Origin of the sequence: Sphingobacterium detergens, from assembly GCF_003610355.1 — a bacterium.
Classification (GTDB): Bacteria; Bacteroidota; Bacteroidia; order Sphingobacteriales; family Sphingobacteriaceae; genus Sphingobacterium; species Sphingobacterium detergens.
On record NZ_RAPY01000001.1, the window covers coordinates 372,027 to 389,232 of the forward strand.

General features: G+C 40.2%; 16 protein-coding genes. 11 read left to right on the forward strand and 5 right to left on the reverse strand.

Annotated features, from left to right (window positions below; all coding sequences use genetic code 11):
* The first annotated feature begins 127 nt into the window (after positions 1-127).
* Complete coding sequence (locus DFQ12_RS01555) at positions 128-2,560, forward strand: TonB-dependent receptor (protein WP_120257274.1); 2,433 nt, start codon at positions 128-130, stop codon at positions 2,558-2,560.
* 86 nt (positions 2,561-2,646) lie between these two features.
* On the opposite strand, the gene DFQ12_RS01560 is transcribed toward DFQ12_RS01555, so the two are convergent.
* The gene (locus DFQ12_RS01560) at positions 2,647-3,141 is read right to left on the reverse strand and encodes a DinB family protein (RefSeq protein ID WP_120257275.1); all 495 of its coding nucleotides are present in this window, start codon (positions 3,139-3,141) and stop codon (positions 2,647-2,649) included.
* 187 nt (positions 3,142-3,328) lie between these two features.
* On the opposite strand from DFQ12_RS01560, the gene DFQ12_RS28030 reads away from it, so the two are divergent.
* A complete protein-coding gene (locus DFQ12_RS28030; RefSeq protein ID WP_167457171.1) occupies positions 3,329-3,490 on the forward strand; it encodes a hypothetical protein in 162 nt (53 codons plus the stop codon).
* Positions 3,491-3,658: 168 nt separating this feature from the next.
* On the opposite strand, the gene DFQ12_RS01565 is transcribed toward DFQ12_RS28030, so the two are convergent.
* The 3 genes from DFQ12_RS01565 to DFQ12_RS28035 form a co-directional block, all read right to left on the reverse strand.
* Positions 3,659-4,504 (reverse strand): DUF5694 domain-containing protein, encoded by an 846-nt coding sequence (locus DFQ12_RS01565; protein ID WP_120257276.1) that lies wholly within the window; start codon positions 4,502-4,504, stop codon positions 3,659-3,661.
* Positions 4,505-4,524: 20 nt separating this feature from the next.
* Complete coding sequence (locus DFQ12_RS01570) at positions 4,525-5,361, reverse strand: DUF5694 domain-containing protein (RefSeq protein WP_120257277.1); 837 nt, start codon at positions 5,359-5,361, stop codon at positions 4,525-4,527.
* Positions 5,362-5,637: 276 nt separating this feature from the next.
* Entirely contained in the window at positions 5,638-5,799 is a 162-nt protein-coding gene (locus tag DFQ12_RS28035; RefSeq protein ID WP_167457172.1) for a hypothetical protein, read from the reverse strand.
* Between the two features lie 230 nt (positions 5,800-6,029).
* Between DFQ12_RS28035 and DFQ12_RS01575 the strand changes: the two genes are divergently transcribed.
* The 5 genes from DFQ12_RS01575 to DFQ12_RS01590 all read left to right on the forward strand — a co-directional run bounded on the left by DFQ12_RS01575 (position 6,030) and on the right by DFQ12_RS01590 (position 9,112).
* The gene (locus tag DFQ12_RS01575; RefSeq protein WP_120257278.1) at positions 6,030-6,599 is read left to right on the forward strand and encodes a hypothetical protein; all 570 of its coding nucleotides are present in this window, start codon (positions 6,030-6,032) and stop codon (positions 6,597-6,599) included.
* A gap of 93 nt (positions 6,600-6,692) precedes the next feature.
* Positions 6,693-6,977 (forward strand): hypothetical protein, encoded by a 285-nt coding sequence (locus DFQ12_RS01580; RefSeq protein ID WP_147420306.1) that lies wholly within the window; start codon positions 6,693-6,695, stop codon positions 6,975-6,977.
* A 306-nt stretch (positions 6,978-7,283) separates the two neighbouring features.
* Positions 7,284-8,015 (forward strand): DUF6796 family protein, encoded by a 732-nt coding sequence (locus DFQ12_RS01585; protein WP_120257280.1) that lies wholly within the window; start codon positions 7,284-7,286, stop codon positions 8,013-8,015.
* Between the two features lie 51 nt (positions 8,016-8,066).
* On the forward strand, positions 8,067-8,231 hold the full coding sequence (locus DFQ12_RS28040) for a hypothetical protein (protein WP_167457173.1): 165 nt from the start codon (positions 8,067-8,069) through the stop codon (positions 8,229-8,231).
* Between the two features lie 11 nt (positions 8,232-8,242).
* Positions 8,243-9,112: a pirin family protein gene (locus tag DFQ12_RS01590; RefSeq protein WP_120257281.1), complete on the forward strand. Its 870-nt coding sequence runs from the start codon at positions 8,243-8,245 to the stop codon at positions 9,110-9,112.
* A gap of 300 nt (positions 9,113-9,412) precedes the next feature.
* On the opposite strand, the gene DFQ12_RS01595 is transcribed toward DFQ12_RS01590, so the two are convergent.
* Complete coding sequence (locus tag DFQ12_RS01595; protein ID WP_120257282.1) at positions 9,413-9,991, reverse strand: RNA polymerase sigma-70 factor; 579 nt, start codon at positions 9,989-9,991, stop codon at positions 9,413-9,415.
* Positions 9,992-10,057: 66 nt separating this feature from the next.
* Between DFQ12_RS01595 and DFQ12_RS01600 the strand changes: the two genes are divergently transcribed.
* The 4 genes from DFQ12_RS01600 to DFQ12_RS01615 all read left to right on the forward strand — a co-directional run bounded on the left by DFQ12_RS01600 (position 10,058) and on the right by DFQ12_RS01615 (position 17,121).
* Positions 10,058-11,077: a FecR family protein gene (locus tag DFQ12_RS01600; protein ID WP_120257283.1), complete on the forward strand. Its 1,020-nt coding sequence runs from the start codon at positions 10,058-10,060 to the stop codon at positions 11,075-11,077.
* 56 nt (positions 11,078-11,133) lie between these two features.
* Positions 11,134-14,436 (forward strand): SusC/RagA family TonB-linked outer membrane protein, encoded by a 3,303-nt coding sequence (locus DFQ12_RS01605; RefSeq protein WP_120257284.1) that lies wholly within the window; start codon positions 11,134-11,136, stop codon positions 14,434-14,436.
* A gap of 16 nt (positions 14,437-14,452) precedes the next feature.
* Complete coding sequence (locus tag DFQ12_RS01610) at positions 14,453-15,979, forward strand: SusD/RagB family nutrient-binding outer membrane lipoprotein (protein WP_120257285.1); 1,527 nt, start codon at positions 14,453-14,455, stop codon at positions 15,977-15,979.
* 101 nt (positions 15,980-16,080) lie between these two features.
* Positions 16,081-17,121 (forward strand): endonuclease/exonuclease/phosphatase family protein, encoded by a 1,041-nt coding sequence (locus tag DFQ12_RS01615; protein ID WP_208642412.1) that lies wholly within the window; start codon positions 16,081-16,083, stop codon positions 17,119-17,121.
* Positions 17,122-17,206 lie beyond the last annotated feature (85 nt).

Below are 17,206 nucleotides of genomic sequence, written 5' to 3' on the forward strand. Positions count from 1 at the left end.
CCTGTCAGAATTCAGTTACTATGATTTTTTTTATCTTTATTGAGCATCAATAAAGAAGAGGTTTTTTGCGTTTTATTGCATAGCTTGCTTTTTTATCTGTATCATTACGTACGATTAAGGGTAGCCAATGATCCTATTTGATTTTATAAAACTCGTATTAATTGCAACTGTCTTCTTATGGAGTGGAATACTCTATGGGCAGAATGATAGTGACCTGGTCAAAGGCAAGGTGGTTGATCCGGAGATGTCACCTGTTGCCTTGGCTACAGTAGGTCTGTACAGTAGCAGTGGGATATTGGTAGCCAGTACAAACACAGATAGTCTGGGGACTTTTCAGCTTCGGGGTAAAATTCAGGGTAAATATTTTGTCGCGGTAAAACACCTTGGCTATCATGATTATAGGAGCACGCTATTTGACCTTGCCAATAGTAATTTGGAGATAGTAAAACTCTCCCGACAGGAAAATAAGCTGGAAGCGGTGACAGTCGAAGGCAAAAGAGCGGTACTAACAGTTGATGGTGGCGCGATTGTCTATCAGGTAGAAAATAGTATCGGAGCACAGGATATTTCGGCCTTTGACGCATTAAAAAGAGCGCCTGGGGTACAGATCGAAAATGAAGTCGACATTACGCTCAATGGTAAAAGCGGAGTGCAGATCCTGTTGGACGGAAGACAAACTTTTCTTTCGGGCAAGGAGCTCAGCGATCTATTGAAGTCGATGTCATCGAATAACCTCAGATCCATCGAAATTGTCAATAGTCCCTCAGCTAAATATGATGCGAGCGGTGCAGCTGGTATTATCAATATCAAAACGAAGAAAAATCAGTTGAAGGGCTTGAATGGAAGTATAACAAGTGCCTTTGCTTATGGTGTCAGCCCGAAGCAATTGCAGCATATGACCTTCAATTACCGGGTGAATAAATTCAATGTATTTGGGAGTTATAACCATACACTTGGCCACTACAATTACTTGTATGGCACTAATCGTCAGCAAAACGGCAAATCCTATGACAGCCACACGGTCGATGTGGATAAGCGCCAGAAAATGGACGCTCAGATGGGGATAGATTACTTTCTCAATGATAAAAATACAATAGGTCTTTTGGTAAACGGTAATTTTATCTTCGGTGGCGGACTGACCAATACAGCTACGACGATTGCTACACTTCCCTCGGCAGTGTTGGAAGGATCTCTTGATGCTATCAACGATTACTACGGCCAGAGCACCAAGCGCTACAACTTTAATCTGAACTACAAATATGAAGATACGTTGGGTCGTAGCCTAAATGTGGATTTGGATTACGGTCTTTTTGATAAATGGAATAAAAACCTGCAATCGAATACCTATCGGGACAATGGGGGAAATGTCTTTGATGAGAATCTGTACCGTACGCTGAATGATATCGATATTGATCTAAAAGGGCTAAAGGTGGATTACGCTACGAAACTGTGGGACGGAAAATTGGAAGCAGGTGCCAAATATTCGGCCGTAGGTTCTAAAAACAATTCCCGGTTTTATCATGTCGGCCCTGCAAGTGATAGTCTCGATAATAGACGGTCCAATGATTTTCAGTTTGACGAACGCATAGCTAGCGCATATCTTGATTATAAAAGAACGATCGGAGAATGGTCTCTCCAAGCTGGACTACGGCTAGAAAATGCGAATTCCAAGGGTGTTTTATTTTATCGGGAGCAAGAAAAGGATCTGGATGATCAAATCAATAGAAATTTCACTAATCTTTTCCCTTTTTTATCTATCACGAGGCAACTGGCCGATAAACAGACGATTTCACTGTCATACGCCAAGCGTATTGAACGACCGGCCTATCAGGATCTGAATCCCTTTGTCTATATGCTCGATGAGCTATCTTTCTGGAAGGGAAACCCGTTTTTGACCCCCTCACTGACCCAGCGGTTTTCCTTACTTTATTCCCTAAAGAGCTCGACGATTGTCGGCTTAAATTATGCGTATACGGATCAATTGAATGCCAAAATAACGGATACATTGGAAGCTGATAAAATAATGATGATCAGCAAAAATGTGGGTACACAAAAGCATTGGTCGCTATCCTTGACTCAGACGCTATCACCAAAACCTTGGTGGGATATTACCTTTAATGGGTTGCTATATTATATCCACAATGATGTTTCATTTGACCAGTACCAAAACCTCAATTTAAAGCAGACTGCAGGACGTGTTAGCCTGCTCCAGTCTTTTAAGCTGCCGAATAAGATGCGGTGTGAGATTTCAATGGTCTACAACTCGAAGCGGCTGGGTGGAGCAAATACGATAAGTAGACCGATCAGTCAAGTGGATATTGCATTACAAAAGAGTTTATTGAAGGATAAAGCGACGCTTAGACTAGCCGTGACGGATGTCTATAAAGGCAACCAGATTAAATACACGCAGAATTTACCCGGCTTGCAGTCATCAAGCTATGGCTATTATGAGTCAAGGCAGGTGCGTCTTAGTTTTGGCTATAGATTTAGCCGTGGGGCAACAAAGGAACAGCGTAGTCGAAAGTCAGCGCTCGAAAGTGAAAGTGGCCGAATACAGTAACGAAAAAATAAAGGATGTCAATCAGCTCCTGCGCTTGCTAAATATCGCGTTCTTGTAAAATCATTGAGAATGGATGTGTTAACATCTCAATGTTGAATTTTAAGGAACTTAATCGTAATACCCATCTGCCCGAGGTGGTACATGTCATGGTGAATTAAACCCGTTAACAGGTACTTATAATCGTGTGGAAAGGAGGTGTCAGCATGTGGGTAAGCAGTATGAAGGAAAGCATCATCTTTTCCTTCCAGAAAAGAAATAATATTTTGCTGTGTTGCGTGAAGATCCTGCATTAGATTTTCCCAACCACGTTTTCTTAACTCATCATTATTTCGCCAGTTTGCTGCATCACTCATCTCAAGTCCTCTTGGATTTCCCTTTAGGCGGCTTAAAACTTCCCTGCGCCACTCGATTAAATGGGATGCTAGTTCTGCGATGCTGTGCATTTCAGGGATGGGACGCTCAAAAGCTGTTGTTCCGTCCACCTGAGCTAGTTTCTTTGCAAAATTTTCGTCGATCCAGAGGTCAGCTGCTTCGACATCCTTTAATTGTTGAATATGATCTTTTATCAAAATATCATTCATGACTGTCAGTTTTTGTTCTTCTTTTTTAGAAAGGAACAATTGCTGGATTGTAATTGTTTATTGCTCGATGTGGAAATTTTTCACTATTCATTGTAGGAACCAAATACGCTTTATGGACAAAATAGTAGTCTCCAGATGCTGATGGCAATGACTCTTTAAATCACTGAAAATAGGAGTGAAATGATAAGTGATTTCTGATGTTGCCAAGAGGGATAAACTTGGTGATGGAGGAGAGTTTATTGGTAAGGGGATACAGCCTGATATTATTGTGTCACCGACAGTAGCAGATTTTAGAAAGGGAAAGGATACCGTGTTAGAAGCCGCAATCGCACAGTTGACAGCTGAATAAGTGAAACCGCTGCTGACACAATTGCTGGGACCGCTACAGCGGGAGTTAAACTGTGAAATAGCAAAAAGAGTAAAATTTAAAAAACTAAAACCCAAAGCGCCTTATTGTTGTTCGCTTTGGGTTAAATCTGATTGCTTTGTTTTGGTTCCAGATAAAGGTTAACAAAGATTATAGAACATTTTTTAAGTCGATCAGATTAAAGCGGTCATCATTTTTAATAAAGTCCCTTAGGATTGCGGCATGACCCGTACCGACTAGTATGACTACCGTCTTGGTGGTACTCTTTAACTGGCTTTGGAAATTGCTATACATGATTAGGTTGCGTTTAAACCAATCTGACACCAGTTTGGCGCCAAAGTAATTGTTTTGAATGCCTACTTTATTAAATAGGGATAGATAGATACCCTTATTTCTAGCCAAAGCATGGTCTTCATTAAGTGCCAGAAAGACATCCCTCAGTTTTTCCTTTTCAAGTGCTTCATTTCCAATTTTACTTGATGTGGCCAATTTTGTGTCGAACTCCTTTTTTAAGTCTGGATTTGCATTGAGCTCTTTAAATAAAAGGTCAAATCGCATTTCTATCATTGTGTCAATCGGAAAAACTTCTTGGTGGTTTGATTTTTTTGCCAAACGAAACGCAAGCTGAAAGGTCTCTCCCTCGATGTAATAGCGCTTAGATCTTTTGCTCTGCAAGGTATCTGTGTATCGGCTGTACTGATTATCCAGATATAAATGGTAGAGGTAATTCAAATGTTTTTTTTGGGAAAATGCGCTTTCCACAAATATTTGATCGGGATTGTTCTTGCGGAGGATTGTTTCCGTTATTTCCTCAAGCCCCAACTGATCTTTTTCACTTAAAATATTGCGCTCAGCGACTTTCATCGCATCATTACCCGGATTATTAAAATGGTATGTTCCAAGAAGGATCACATTGACTTTCTCTTGGGCATGTAGCGTCGTTATAGTTAAAGATAAAAATAAGGTGAGGTAGCTTAAGTATTTTATTATGTTCATATTCTAAATAAAAATAGGTTTTACAGTGCATTGTTTAACTCGATCAGATTGAAGTGATCATCATGTCGTAAGAAGTCTTTAAATATGGCAGCATGACCTTCGCCGACCAAAATAAAAACTGTTTTTGTGGACCGCTTCAACTGGCTCTGAAAATTGGCATACATAAATAAATTACGTTTATACCAATCCGAGACTAGTTTGGATGCAAAATAATCATCTTGTATCCCTATTTTGTTTGATAACCAGAAATAGAAGCCTATATTTTCTGTTAAATGTTTATCCTCATTGAGACTTAAAAATACATCTTTTAGTTTTTCCTGCTCGATAGCCTTATTCGTGCTTTTACCTAAGGTGATGATTTGTGTGTCATATTCTTTTTTTAATTCCGCATTAGCATGAACTAATTTTAATAGAAGATCAAATCGCATTTCTATCATTGTATCAATCGGAAAAACTTCTTGGTGCCTTGATTTTTTTGCCAGGCGAAAGGCAAGCTGGAAAGTTTCACCTTCTGTGTAATAGCGCTTATATCTATTGTTCTGTAAGGTGTCTGTATAACGGCTATACTGATTATCTTGATATAAGCGGTAGAGGTAATTCAAATATTTCTTTTTGGAAAGCGCACTCTCCACAAATATTTGATCAGGTTTATGTTTACGGATAATAGCATCTGTTATCTCTTCAAGTTCCAATTGATTTTTTTCGCTTAAAATATTTCGTTCAACGACCTTAGCAGCATCATTACCCGGATTATTAAAATGGTATGTTCCGAGAAGGATCACATTGACCTTCTCTTGGGCATGTAAATACGAAATTGTTGAAGCAACAAATAGCGTAAGGCATAACCAGTATTTCATTATGATCATATGGTTGAGAAATATTAAAAAATTAGTGGATTAAATATTTTGTTAATTAGCGATACAAAGATATAAAACAGCTCATATTTACCAAATAAATTATCGGGTAGCTGCGCTAAGGAGAAGTATCAGATCGTTAAGCCGGCTGTGCGTCGTGTTACCGATTAACGAAAACTTAATATAATATTATCCAATACCTAATATTATACAAATAGCTTTGCTGTCAAAAAAGGTTTAACACAGTAGAAGCCCATATTAACCAGCATTTCCAGGTATTTACAAAAGCGTACATCCATTTACACGGATAATAGTTTGCATAGAACGAATGGTAAATAAGATGTGCCGGATATCAATTTGCCGCTGTGGCCGGTCTGTGATTGCCGTATATTTAAGCGTAACTCCATAGGTAGTGGATAATGGAATAACTTTTTTAGCCATTTCTGCCTCACATAATTTCACCGATCTGATGGATGGATAGTGGTGAAGTTTGTGTTTAATTTGGCTATTATAGTGTGTTGGTTATTAATTGTTATTATGTTTTTTTGCGAAAGGGTATTAGTCGGTATTGAACTGCTATATGCTAATGGCTAGTTTAAAATAGTGGTCATGGGGCGGTGCTTATTAGTAGGGGAATAAAAGATAAATTCTATAAATCGGAAAATTAAGACATGGAAAAAAATATTGAAAATAATACCATATCGTTGACAGTGATCGGAAATCTGACATTTAGAGCACTTAGCAGCAAAAGATATCAGATAGCCATTGGACTGATCCTGGTGGCTATTCTGATCCCGGTAGCAGCCTTTATGGGTTTTGTAATGCACAATAATATCACCGATTTGAATAGGGGACAGATAATCGGTATTATGGGAGGCTTAGGTATTGTATCCTTTGTTTGTGTCGCATTTATTTTTTCGAAATTCCTCGCTAAAAAATATATCATGGCATTTTATTCAGATCGCATCGTGGTGCAAGGGGACGGGGTACGACAGTTTGATTTGGACAAGATCGTGAGTTTTGATATTTGGAATGATTCCGACTATGCTAAACTCGTGATCAACTACCAGGATAAGTTGGTCAAGTATCATGTAGGTTTCGCTAATTTGATCTTTGGCAAACCTATTTTGGAGGAAAGAGATAAACTGGATACTATCTTTACCAAAGAAAGAGGCTTTAACAAAATGGTAGAAAACAGGAAAGGAATAACCAGAATCTACTATTCCATTGCGGAATTCTGACTGGAGCTTTTATTTTAAATTCAATAATTCGTTTTTAATATGATATTACGGAAAATAATACACAGTAAATCCAAGGGTCATTATGGAATACCTATGAATTATCAAGAGGCTCTTGCATTGTTCTATACGCTGAATTGGGATGATGAAAATACATTTTACAACCAAAAATTTGGGGATTCTTATTTACAGTTGAAACCCTTAGATAGGACTGAAGTAGCGGATAATAAAGAGATCAAAGTGGAGATACTGATAGATGAATATTTGATCAAATTTGCTGTCACAGCAGTGATGATGAGCGAAGCGACTGCTTTGATAAAATACTATTTTGAGCATGATAAAATCGGTAATATAGATTCCTATGGAGTCGGATATCCATAACGGATTTGTAGCGATGAACTTGGGGTTTTTAATTGTGTGTTGTGTGTAGTTATTGTTTGTAATCTAGTTGGTTATATTGTTTATATGAATTAAAAGTGTAGTGCTAAAAATGCATGCTTATAACCAATGGTTATGGTTGTTTTTTGAGTGATTTAATGTTTTTTAAGCAGAGACGACTGTTGCGTATTCTCAGTATCCATTCAAAAAATCCTTTCTGCGGATAAATTGCTCCTTTAGACGGATGCTGTCTAGCTTCCTTAACAATATCTTTGCAGCATATTTATATTATTTAGAATAATTCTTGATATGCTTTACACAACAAAAATTAAATGGTCATTTATTGCTAGTATACTGGCAGCGGTATGTTGGATTATCGGAGATATGTTTGTCGCGGGTTTTGATGTAGATCCTGGGGAATATCCACTTTTTTCGAAGACTTATGCGGAGCAGGTGGATGTGGGTATTGCGGTACTCATGCTGAAAGGGTCGAGCGAACGTCTCATGTTTGGTGCACTGATTGCCTCGATGACAGCTACTTTATTCTTACCGGGTGTGTGGCTGGCCTATCAGTATTTTAATGACAAATCAAGGTGGTATGCCTGGGGGACTTATTTTGTGTTGATAGTCAGTGTTATGTTGATGCCGCTAGGTCATGCGGACTTTTATTATACGGGTGAAATATATAAAGCGATATACCACAGCGATCCGATCGCTCATCCATATCTGTTGGAAACGGCCTCAGGCTTTACGAAGGTACTGTATATTGCTTGGGGGACGGCTATTGTGGTGTTGATGGTAGGTTGGCTGCTGTTTTCGATACTGGTTTTTATGCGGAAGACACAGTTACCTCGCTGGGCAGCCTTTATCAGTCCTGTTTTTATCACTATATATCAGTTGCCCTTGAGATTCCTACCCTCGTCTGTACTGAAGGGTTGGTTGCTCGCAGCGGGGTTTAATATTGCCTACCTGATTTTTTTTATCTTGTTGTGGCTGCTTTTCAAAAAACCTGCAGCACAAGAGACGCTGATGGATTCTTAATCTACATTAAGCTTTTAGCTTAAGCTAGGTTATTGGCTTATACCTCTTTGTTTGCGTAAATTTGAATATACAAAATTGAACAGCAAGCAAGCAAGCAAGCAAGCAAGCAAGCAAGCAAGCAAGCAAGCAAGCAAGCAAGCAAGCAAGCAAGCAAGCAAGCAAGCAAGCAAGCAAGCAAGCGGAGTGTATTCGGTGATGTATGAATTCAAAAGATAGGAGTATTAAAAATGAAAAAATCAATTGAAAAAATCTTCCCTCGTCCCGCACAACCGGGTATGGTAGGTGACGGATTCCGTGTGTATAATATGGTTCCCGGTAACGGCATTACCAAAAGACGGATGAGTCCTTTCCTCTTATTGGATTTCAATGCGGAATTTGATTTTGGTCCATCAGATCATATTCGTGGGGTAGATGTTCATCCGCATAAAGGGTTTGAAACAGTTACAATCGCCTATAAAGGCAGTGTAGCACATCACGACAGTTCGGGCAACAGCGGGGTGATCAATCCCGGGGATGTTCAATGGATGACAGCTGGAGCAGGAATATTGCACAAAGAGTATCATGAGGAGAATTTCTCCAGAGCTGGTGGCCCCTTTGAAATGGTACAGCTTTGGGTTAATCTTCCTGCAAAGGATAAATCTACCAAAGCACATTATCAGGGTATTACGGCAGATCAGATGGGCAAAGTACAGTTGCCTGAAAATGGCGGGATCGTCAATATCATAGCCGGTGTATTTCAGGATACAAAGGGACCTGCCGAAACTTATACTGCAGTCAATCTCTTTGATATTAAATTAGAAAAGGGCCATCAGACAGCATTTAATGTTCCGCAACATCACAATTCCGCCATTCTGGTAGTCAATGGAGAAGCGGAGGTCAATGGACAGTTGGCCAAAGAACATAGTTTTGTGCTGTTTGAAAACGATGGTGAAGAAGTCGTGATCAAGGCCAATGAGCAAGCTGTCTTACTGTTTATGAGTGGAGAACCTATTGACGAACCTATTGTAAGCTATGGCCCTTTTGTAATGAACACACAAGAGGAAATCTATCAGGCTTTTGAAGACTTTCAGGCTGGTAAATTCGGTACACTTGAATAGTCATTAATGGAAAACCACTGTACTATTTTCTGCTAAAAACGGTTGCCGAATATAATTATCGGTTAATAGATTTCGTCATGAATTTCCCCTAAGCACAAAAGCTTAGGGGATTTTTTTGAATAATGTACTCTTTACAACAAGCCTCTCAGTTTTTTTGTTTATAGATAGGCCTAGTGTTCGAATAGCAACTAAGACGCTTTCTTGCTTTAAGTGGTAGCAGATAATCTAGTAAAAAATAAGCTCAATAACAAAATGGTGTTTCAACTTGATGCGTAAGGGGCGAGTATAGAAACCGGAAAGTTATATGCGTAGCATGGGATAAAAATAGACCAATAAAGGCAGGTAATTCCTGAGGTCTTTCCTCAGGATTTTCAGCGCTTGTTGGATGCGGTAATCAACGGTCTTGGGTGACACTCCTAATTTTAACGCAATCTCTTTGTAGGTGAGATTCTCAAACCTATTCAATTCAAAAGCCTCACGAAACGAACTAGGCAGATTGGCGATTGCTTTATCGATCTTCTCTTTCAGTTCCTTTTCAAAATAGAGATCCTGGCTCGATAGCTCGAATCCACTCAGCTGGCTTAATTCATAAAAAGAACTTGCTTTTGTTTTTTCCTTCTTGATTGCTGTCAAACAGCGGTTGCGTACAGCTGCAAATAGATAGCTTTTTAGGGAAGTACTAAAATAGAGGTTCTCACGGTTGTTCCAGAGCCATAACATCAAGTCCTGTACATTTTCTTGTGCATCAGCTAATTCCACATATTGCTTCCCATAAGCCAATAGCGGGGCATAGTACTTTTTGAAAATAGACTCGAATGCGTATTTATCTCCTTTAACCAGATTTTCGACGAGGATCTCGTCGCCTAAACTCGTATTCATAAAAAAATAAAAAAATTTTTAGGATATACTCCCCTTAAATAGTCATCCTTTAAAATCATTGTAAAAATGCATAAAAATGATGAATATATAGAAACTCTGCTTTTGAATTTTGTTAATAATAATTTAGCGGCAGATGAAGAGGAGTTTTTGCGGGGTTGGCTGCTGGAATCAGAAAGCAATCGGGACAGAGCACGTGCCTTCTGTGAATTTTACCATCAGATCGATGCCTACACGACTTTGGAGAGCACTGATACTGATCAGGCATTTGAGAAAATGACCGGGAAAATCGGTGAATTTAGGCCGGTTCGATCGCTGAGCTATCTCCGGGTACTCCAACGTGCAGCGGCAGTACTGTTTATTCCACTGTTGCTGGTTCAGTTGTATCAATGGTACGACAACCGTTCTGGTTCCGAAGCTTGGGTTACCATGCGGACCAATCCAGGAATGGTAGCTTCAATACGATTGCCAGATAGTTCAACGGTGTGGTTGAATGCAAATACAGTGATCAGCTATCCGCAGAAATTCAATAAAGAGCGACTTGTCAAACTGGACGGTGAAGCCTTTTTTGATGTAACAAAAAATCCTGAAAAGAAATTTAAAGTACAGACTCCTGCGCAGGCGGCTATTGAGGTATTGGGGACCCGTTTTAATGTAGATGCCTACCATACGGACTCGACTGTGCGGGCAACGCTCGAAGAGGGAAGTGTACAGTTTAATTACCAATCCAATACAGGGTCTAAATCCTTGCTACTGAAACCGAGCCAGACTATAGTCTATAACAGGAAAAATCAGTCGATAGTGCCTAACGCATTAAATGAGAAGACCCTGACCTCCTGGAAAGATAATCAGATCGTACTCAAGAACACGAGTCTAACTGAGTTACTGACAATTGTATCCAAGCGGTTCAATGTTAAGTTTAATTTGAAATCGTCGAAACTGAATGACGAACGGTTTACGGGTGTGTTTGATTCACAACAATTGATTACGGTGTTGGAGCATATCAAAATATCCTCGCAGATCCAATATAATATGATCAATGATGGTAGCAAAACCGATGGTTCGATCACGGTGGAACTCTATAAATAAGCCTTATTACTATGTAAACAATAAAATTCTACTTATACAATTTATTAACCATTATCATGAACAAGTTAAGATTAAAACTGATCTTATTGGGTTTTGGAATCTCTGCATTCCAATTTGTCCAAGCCCAGCAGAAGTCACTGACTTTGTCTGTCAGCAACAAAAGCATGCAGACAATCCTGGATGAAATTGAAAAGAAATCGGGTTTTCGATTCTTCTACAACAACAATCAGATTGACACTAAGCGTAGTTTTTCGGTCAATGCCAAGGGCGAGGATATCAATGCCGTGCTTGAGCGACTTTTTAAAGGCACTGAAATCAGTTACCGTATTATGGAAGGAAATATCATCCTTTCGGTAAAGGAAAAATCAAGTGTTACGAAATCGGAAGGGCAACAGCAGCTGATTACGGTCAGTGGTATCGTATTGGATGAATCACAAAAACCCTTTTCCGGAGCAACGGTAAGTCAAGGGGAACGAAAAACAAGTACGGATCAACTGGGGAAATTTACGATCCGTGTTCAAGCTGATCAAAATCTATTCGTCAATGCTCTTGGTTTTGAAAGTGTGGAGCTGAGCCCTTCAAGCTCACATGAACTTCGTGTCCAGTTGAACACAGGAAACAGGGCATTGGATGAAGTCGTGGTGACCGCCTTAGGGGTAAAACGTGAACAGAAAGCGTTGGGTTATGCTGTCCAAAAGGTAGGTGGAGCAGCACTTTCTTCAGCTAAAGGTGTGGATGTAGCGACTTCGTTGACAGGGCGTGTGGCCGGTCTGAATATTAAAAATAGCACTGAGTTTAACACTACGCCAACAATTGAACTACGCGGGCGTACACCCTTGATTGTAATTGATGGGGTAGCGTCGCAATTTGTTAGTCTACGGGATGTTCCGGCAGATGATATAGAAGATATCAGCGTATTGAAAGGAGCAACAGCTGCGGCGTTATATGGTTCCAGAGGCGGTGCCGGAGCCATCATGATTACCACAAAAAAGAGTAAGGGAAAGGGATTGGATGTGCAGCTTAATAGTAGTACAATGTTTAATGCGGGTTATCTGCGGAGACCAGAGGTCCAGACATCCTATAGTACAGGACAGGGCGGTAAATATAAACCGGGAAGTTATGTCTGGGGCGATAAGTTGGATATCGGAAGAACCGCAAAGATTTATAACCCTTATACTTTTCAGGAAGAGGATACCGAATTACGATCTGTAGGAAAAGATAATCTGAAAAATTTTCAACAACAAAGCTTTATTACCAATAATAATATCAGTATCGCTCAACGGGGTGAAAATGGTGGCGTCAGAGCTTCTTTTACGCATGTATATAATAAAGGCCAGTATGAAAACAACAAGCTGAACAAGATGACTTACGCCGTCTCCGGTGATATGACTGCTGGTAAATTTAAATTTGAGGGCGGGCTGAATTATAATAAGCGGTACTATCCAAATATGGGAGCCACAGGGTATGGTGGTGGCGGTATTCTTTACAACCTAACTGTTTGGTCGGGAACCGAATACGATATTAGGGATTATAAGAATTATTGGGTGACACCTAATGAAAAACAGAACTGGATGGATGCTTCCTGGTATGATAACCCGTATTTTATCGCTAATGAAATTGTGCATTCCGGTGATTACAATATCCTAAATGGCTACCTAAATACCGAGTTTAAGTCAAACGACTGGCTGACAATCACGGCACGTCTGGGTTCGGATGTTTATTCGCAGCTCGACCAATACCAAAATCCAATTGGTGCCGTGGGGGGATGGCACCGGTTAGGCTATTTCTCAACAAGCCGTGAGGGTGGCTATAGTGTGAATGGAGATTTGATGGCAACAGCAAAGAAACAGTTTGGCCAATTCAATGTTGAGGGCTTCGTGGGTACGGGAATAAACTACCGCAATAAGGATAACCAAAATGGAAGCACCTCAGGTGGGCTAACGATTCCAGGATTCTATTCGTTAAAAGCTTCGGTCAATCCAGCAACAACAACATCTCAACTCGAGCGGCGCCAGGAGAATGCAATATATGGACGATTTACTGCTTCATGGAAAAATGCCGTTTTTTTGGAAGTGACGGGACGTAACGATTGGAGCTCTACATTGGACAAAAATAATCGTTCATTTTTCTATCCTTCGGTATTGTCCAGTGTGGTACTCTCTGACTTATTGAATCTGCCTTCGGCCATTAGTTTCTGGAAGGTAAGAGGCTCTTGGACAAGGACAAAAACGGCTCCCGATATCTACGCCATTAACCAACAGTATACAATTAATAGCGATGTTTGGCAGGGGTTAGGAACAGCTTCTTATCCATCCACGTTAAGAAATGCTTCGATTAAACCAGTCACAATGGATTCATGGGAATTGGGTACTGGAATCAATTTACTGAAAAATAGAATACAATTTGATCTTACCTACTATGACGCATTAACATTTAACCAACAGCGTGATGCGGCTATCAGCTCTGCCTCAGGATTTTCTAGAACACAGATCAATATCAAAGAAGACCTACGCAGACGCGGTGTGGAGATTATGCTAGGTGCGGACGTTATAAAAAGTGCTGACTTTAATTGGAATTCCAAAATCAACTGGTCTCGAGAACGCTATACGTATGATCGGGTGGATCCGGATTACTCCACAGATAGACCTTGGGTAAAAGATGGTGCTCGATGGAACTGGGTGGCTATTAATGATTGGGAAAGAGACCCTAGTGGTAATATTATCCATTATGGCGGATTACCTAGAGCGAGTGCCTACCAAACTGTCGCTGGCTTTAACGAAGCTGACTTTATTTGGGGCTGGTCAAATACTTTTTCATACAAGCAGTTTACCTTAAACCTATCTTTTGATGGTCGTGTTGGTGGTATTGCTCAAAGTGTGACTGATCAGGCCATGTGGAATTCGGGAAGTCACCCTGATAGTGATAACGAATACCGCTATGATATGGTGGTCAATGGTAAGAATAATTATGTAGGTCAAGGTGTGAAGGTGCTTTCTGGTTCTGTTGATTACGATTCGTATGGTAATATCACCAGAGATGACCGTGTATTTACTGCCAATGATGTACCGGTGTCCTATGAAAACTATCAAATTCGTATGGCACCTTATATTGGTAGTCCAAGATCACAATTTATGTTTTCGCAGACCTTTGTCAAATTAAGAGATCTGAGCTTAGAATACCGTTTGCCAGTTGCCTGGTCACAGAAGATCAAAGCCAAAAATACATCGGTAGGTTTAATCGGGCAGAATCTGTGGATGTGGGCCAAGGACTTTAAATATTCGGACCCGGATATCGGTAAAGAAAACTTAAACTCAGCGTCAATCCGATATATCGGGATGAATGTAAAACTTCAATTTTAACTTAAACAGTAGCATCATGAAACAGAAAATAAATAAATTATTTGTACTAGTATTGACCTTGGGTACAACGTTTACATCGTGTAATAATTTTGAGGATATCAATACTGATCCCAATGGATCAACACGAGCGTCAAGACCGCTATTAGCGACAAATATTATTTTGGATTTGACTTCGAGTAGTATGGGTAAGCCATTTTACGCCAACCAGCTGGTATCTAAAAGCTTGGCCTGGGGAGAAAGCGCAGATGGCAACCAATATAATTCTTTTGGTCGATCGGACCTGAGCGGCTACAGTACAGTAATCAACGGCAATAAAATGTTGGAGTTGACGACTGATGCAAATAGGCCGGCTTATGAGGGACTATATTACTTTGCTAAAGCCTACCAGATGTTTTATCTAACGATGACTTTAGGAGATATCCCTTATACTGAAGCGTTCCAAGGGGAAAGCGGGATTTTGAAACCTAAATATGATACGCAGAAAGAAGCCTTGTTGGCTATTTTAAATGATCTGGATCGATCTTATGAGGCTTTTGGTAAAGGAGTCAAGCTGGAAGCTGATCCAATTTTTAAGAGTGATCCGGTAAAATGGCGAAAGACTGTGCGCGCTTTTCAGCTTAAAGTATTAATGCATTTGTCTATTAAACAGACTGATAATGACCTGAAAGTGGCCAGCCGCTTTCAAAATTATGCGAAATCGGATTTGATGACCTCTAATGCGGACAACTTTCAACGCATTTATTCCAATAATGCCAAAGAATATTATCCTGTATATTTTACACGGCTTAATCATAATCCCTATGCGATGTTGAGTTATCTAATCATCGATAAATTGAAGGAAAGCTCAGATAACAGATTGTATTACTTTGCCAAACCGGCAAAAAGCGAAACAGATAAACAGGTGCCAGCCAATAGTCCGGATGCTTATCTAAGTGTTGACCCTTCAGCTTCATTTGATGTGATCAGCAAAAGATGGTCTTCTGGTCAATTCTCAGGAATTAATGCACGTTATACGCAATTGCCTAGCGGGGAGCCTATTGTTAAGTTAGGCTATGCTGAACAGCAATTTATTTTGGCAGAAGCTGCCTTGCGTGGCTGGATTCCAGGCCAGGCGAGTAGCTACTACAATGAAGCTATCCGTGCGAGTATGCTATTTGTGGCCGATAATACACCGGATGTTGCGGACTATCACCATAATAAAAAGATTGATGCTGCCAATATACAAGCTGTACAAAACCATCCGTCAAACCTTTTAACCGGAAACTTTGAGACAGATTTGGAGAAAATTATGTATCAGAAATACCTGTTGTCTTTTATGCAACGCGAGTGGGAATCGTATTATGACTATAGACGTACAGGATATCCGAAATTTCCGATTAATCCGAATACGAATCAGAATATCACGAATACAAAAATGCCGATGCGCTGGATGTATCCAAGCTCAGAATTTGATACCAATCGGGAGAATGTGGATGCGGCGATACAACGTCAATGGGGTGGTGTAGACAATGTAGACAAAATCATATGGTTGTTACAAAAATAAAATAGGACTTGTGCCAAAGTCTTTGGATATTTGAAGATTAGACTTGCCTTAGTTCGCTAAGGCAAGTTTTATATACTGATGCGTAAATATATACCATATAGATGAAAATAGGAAAATTTATAATGTTGTTGCTACTGCTCAACATTGGACAGATCATAGTCGCTCAGGGGAAAACTGAATTGAAAGTGCTGCAGATCAATATTTGGCAGGAGGGGACAGTCGTACCCAATGGCTTCCCGGCTATTGCGGATGAAATCATCGACAAGAATGCGGATGTCGTGCTCTTTAGTGAGGTACGTAATTACAAAGGGACAGATTATATCCAGCGAATATTAGCGGAATTAAAATCCAAAGGAGCGAGCTATTTTGGTAAGTCAAGTGATGAAAAGCTGGATGTTGGATTGATCTCCAAATTTCCAGTGACGGACCAACACGCATTGTATGGCAAAGATAGTGGGATGGGAGGTGTGTTGAAAAGTAAGATCAAAGTTGGCAAACGCGATTTTGTCTTTTATTCTTTACACCTGGATTATACCAATTATGCCTGTTACCTACCTAGGGGGTATGATGGTGTAACCTGGAAGAAAATGGAAAATCCGATTACTGAGGTATCGGCAATTGTGGAAGCCAATCGTAAAAGCAAAAGGGATGAGGCGATACGTGATATTATACACGATGTGGAGGGGGAGAAGCAATCGCAATCCTTTATTGTTGCGGGTGATTTTAATGAACCTTCACATCTGGATTGGACTGTAGCGACAAAGGATCTGTTTGACCATCGGGGTGCTGTAGTACCTTGGGACTGTTCAGTTCTATTGGAAAAGGCAGGATTTAAAGATAGTTTTCGTGTGCAGTATCCTAACCCGGTAAGTCATCCCGGCTTTACCTATCCGGCGTTCAATAAGGATGTGCCTATTGATAAGTTGGTCTGGGCACCTACAGCGGATGATCGGGACAGAATAGACTATGTCTATTATCGTAGTAAGCTACCATTAAAAGTGGTGAAGGCGAGAATTGTGGGACCTGCGGAAACAGTGAAATATGCCAAAAAGCAGGGTAAAGATAGCGAAGATGAATTTTTGCTTCCAAAAGGAATATGGCCTACAGATCATAAGGCCCTGTTAGTGACTTTTACCTTTTAGGAGAGGAAATTCAATTGTACTGCTGTTGATTGAATACAGTGCTAAAGGAATACGTGGGGATATTGCACGGCATAAGAAGCACGGA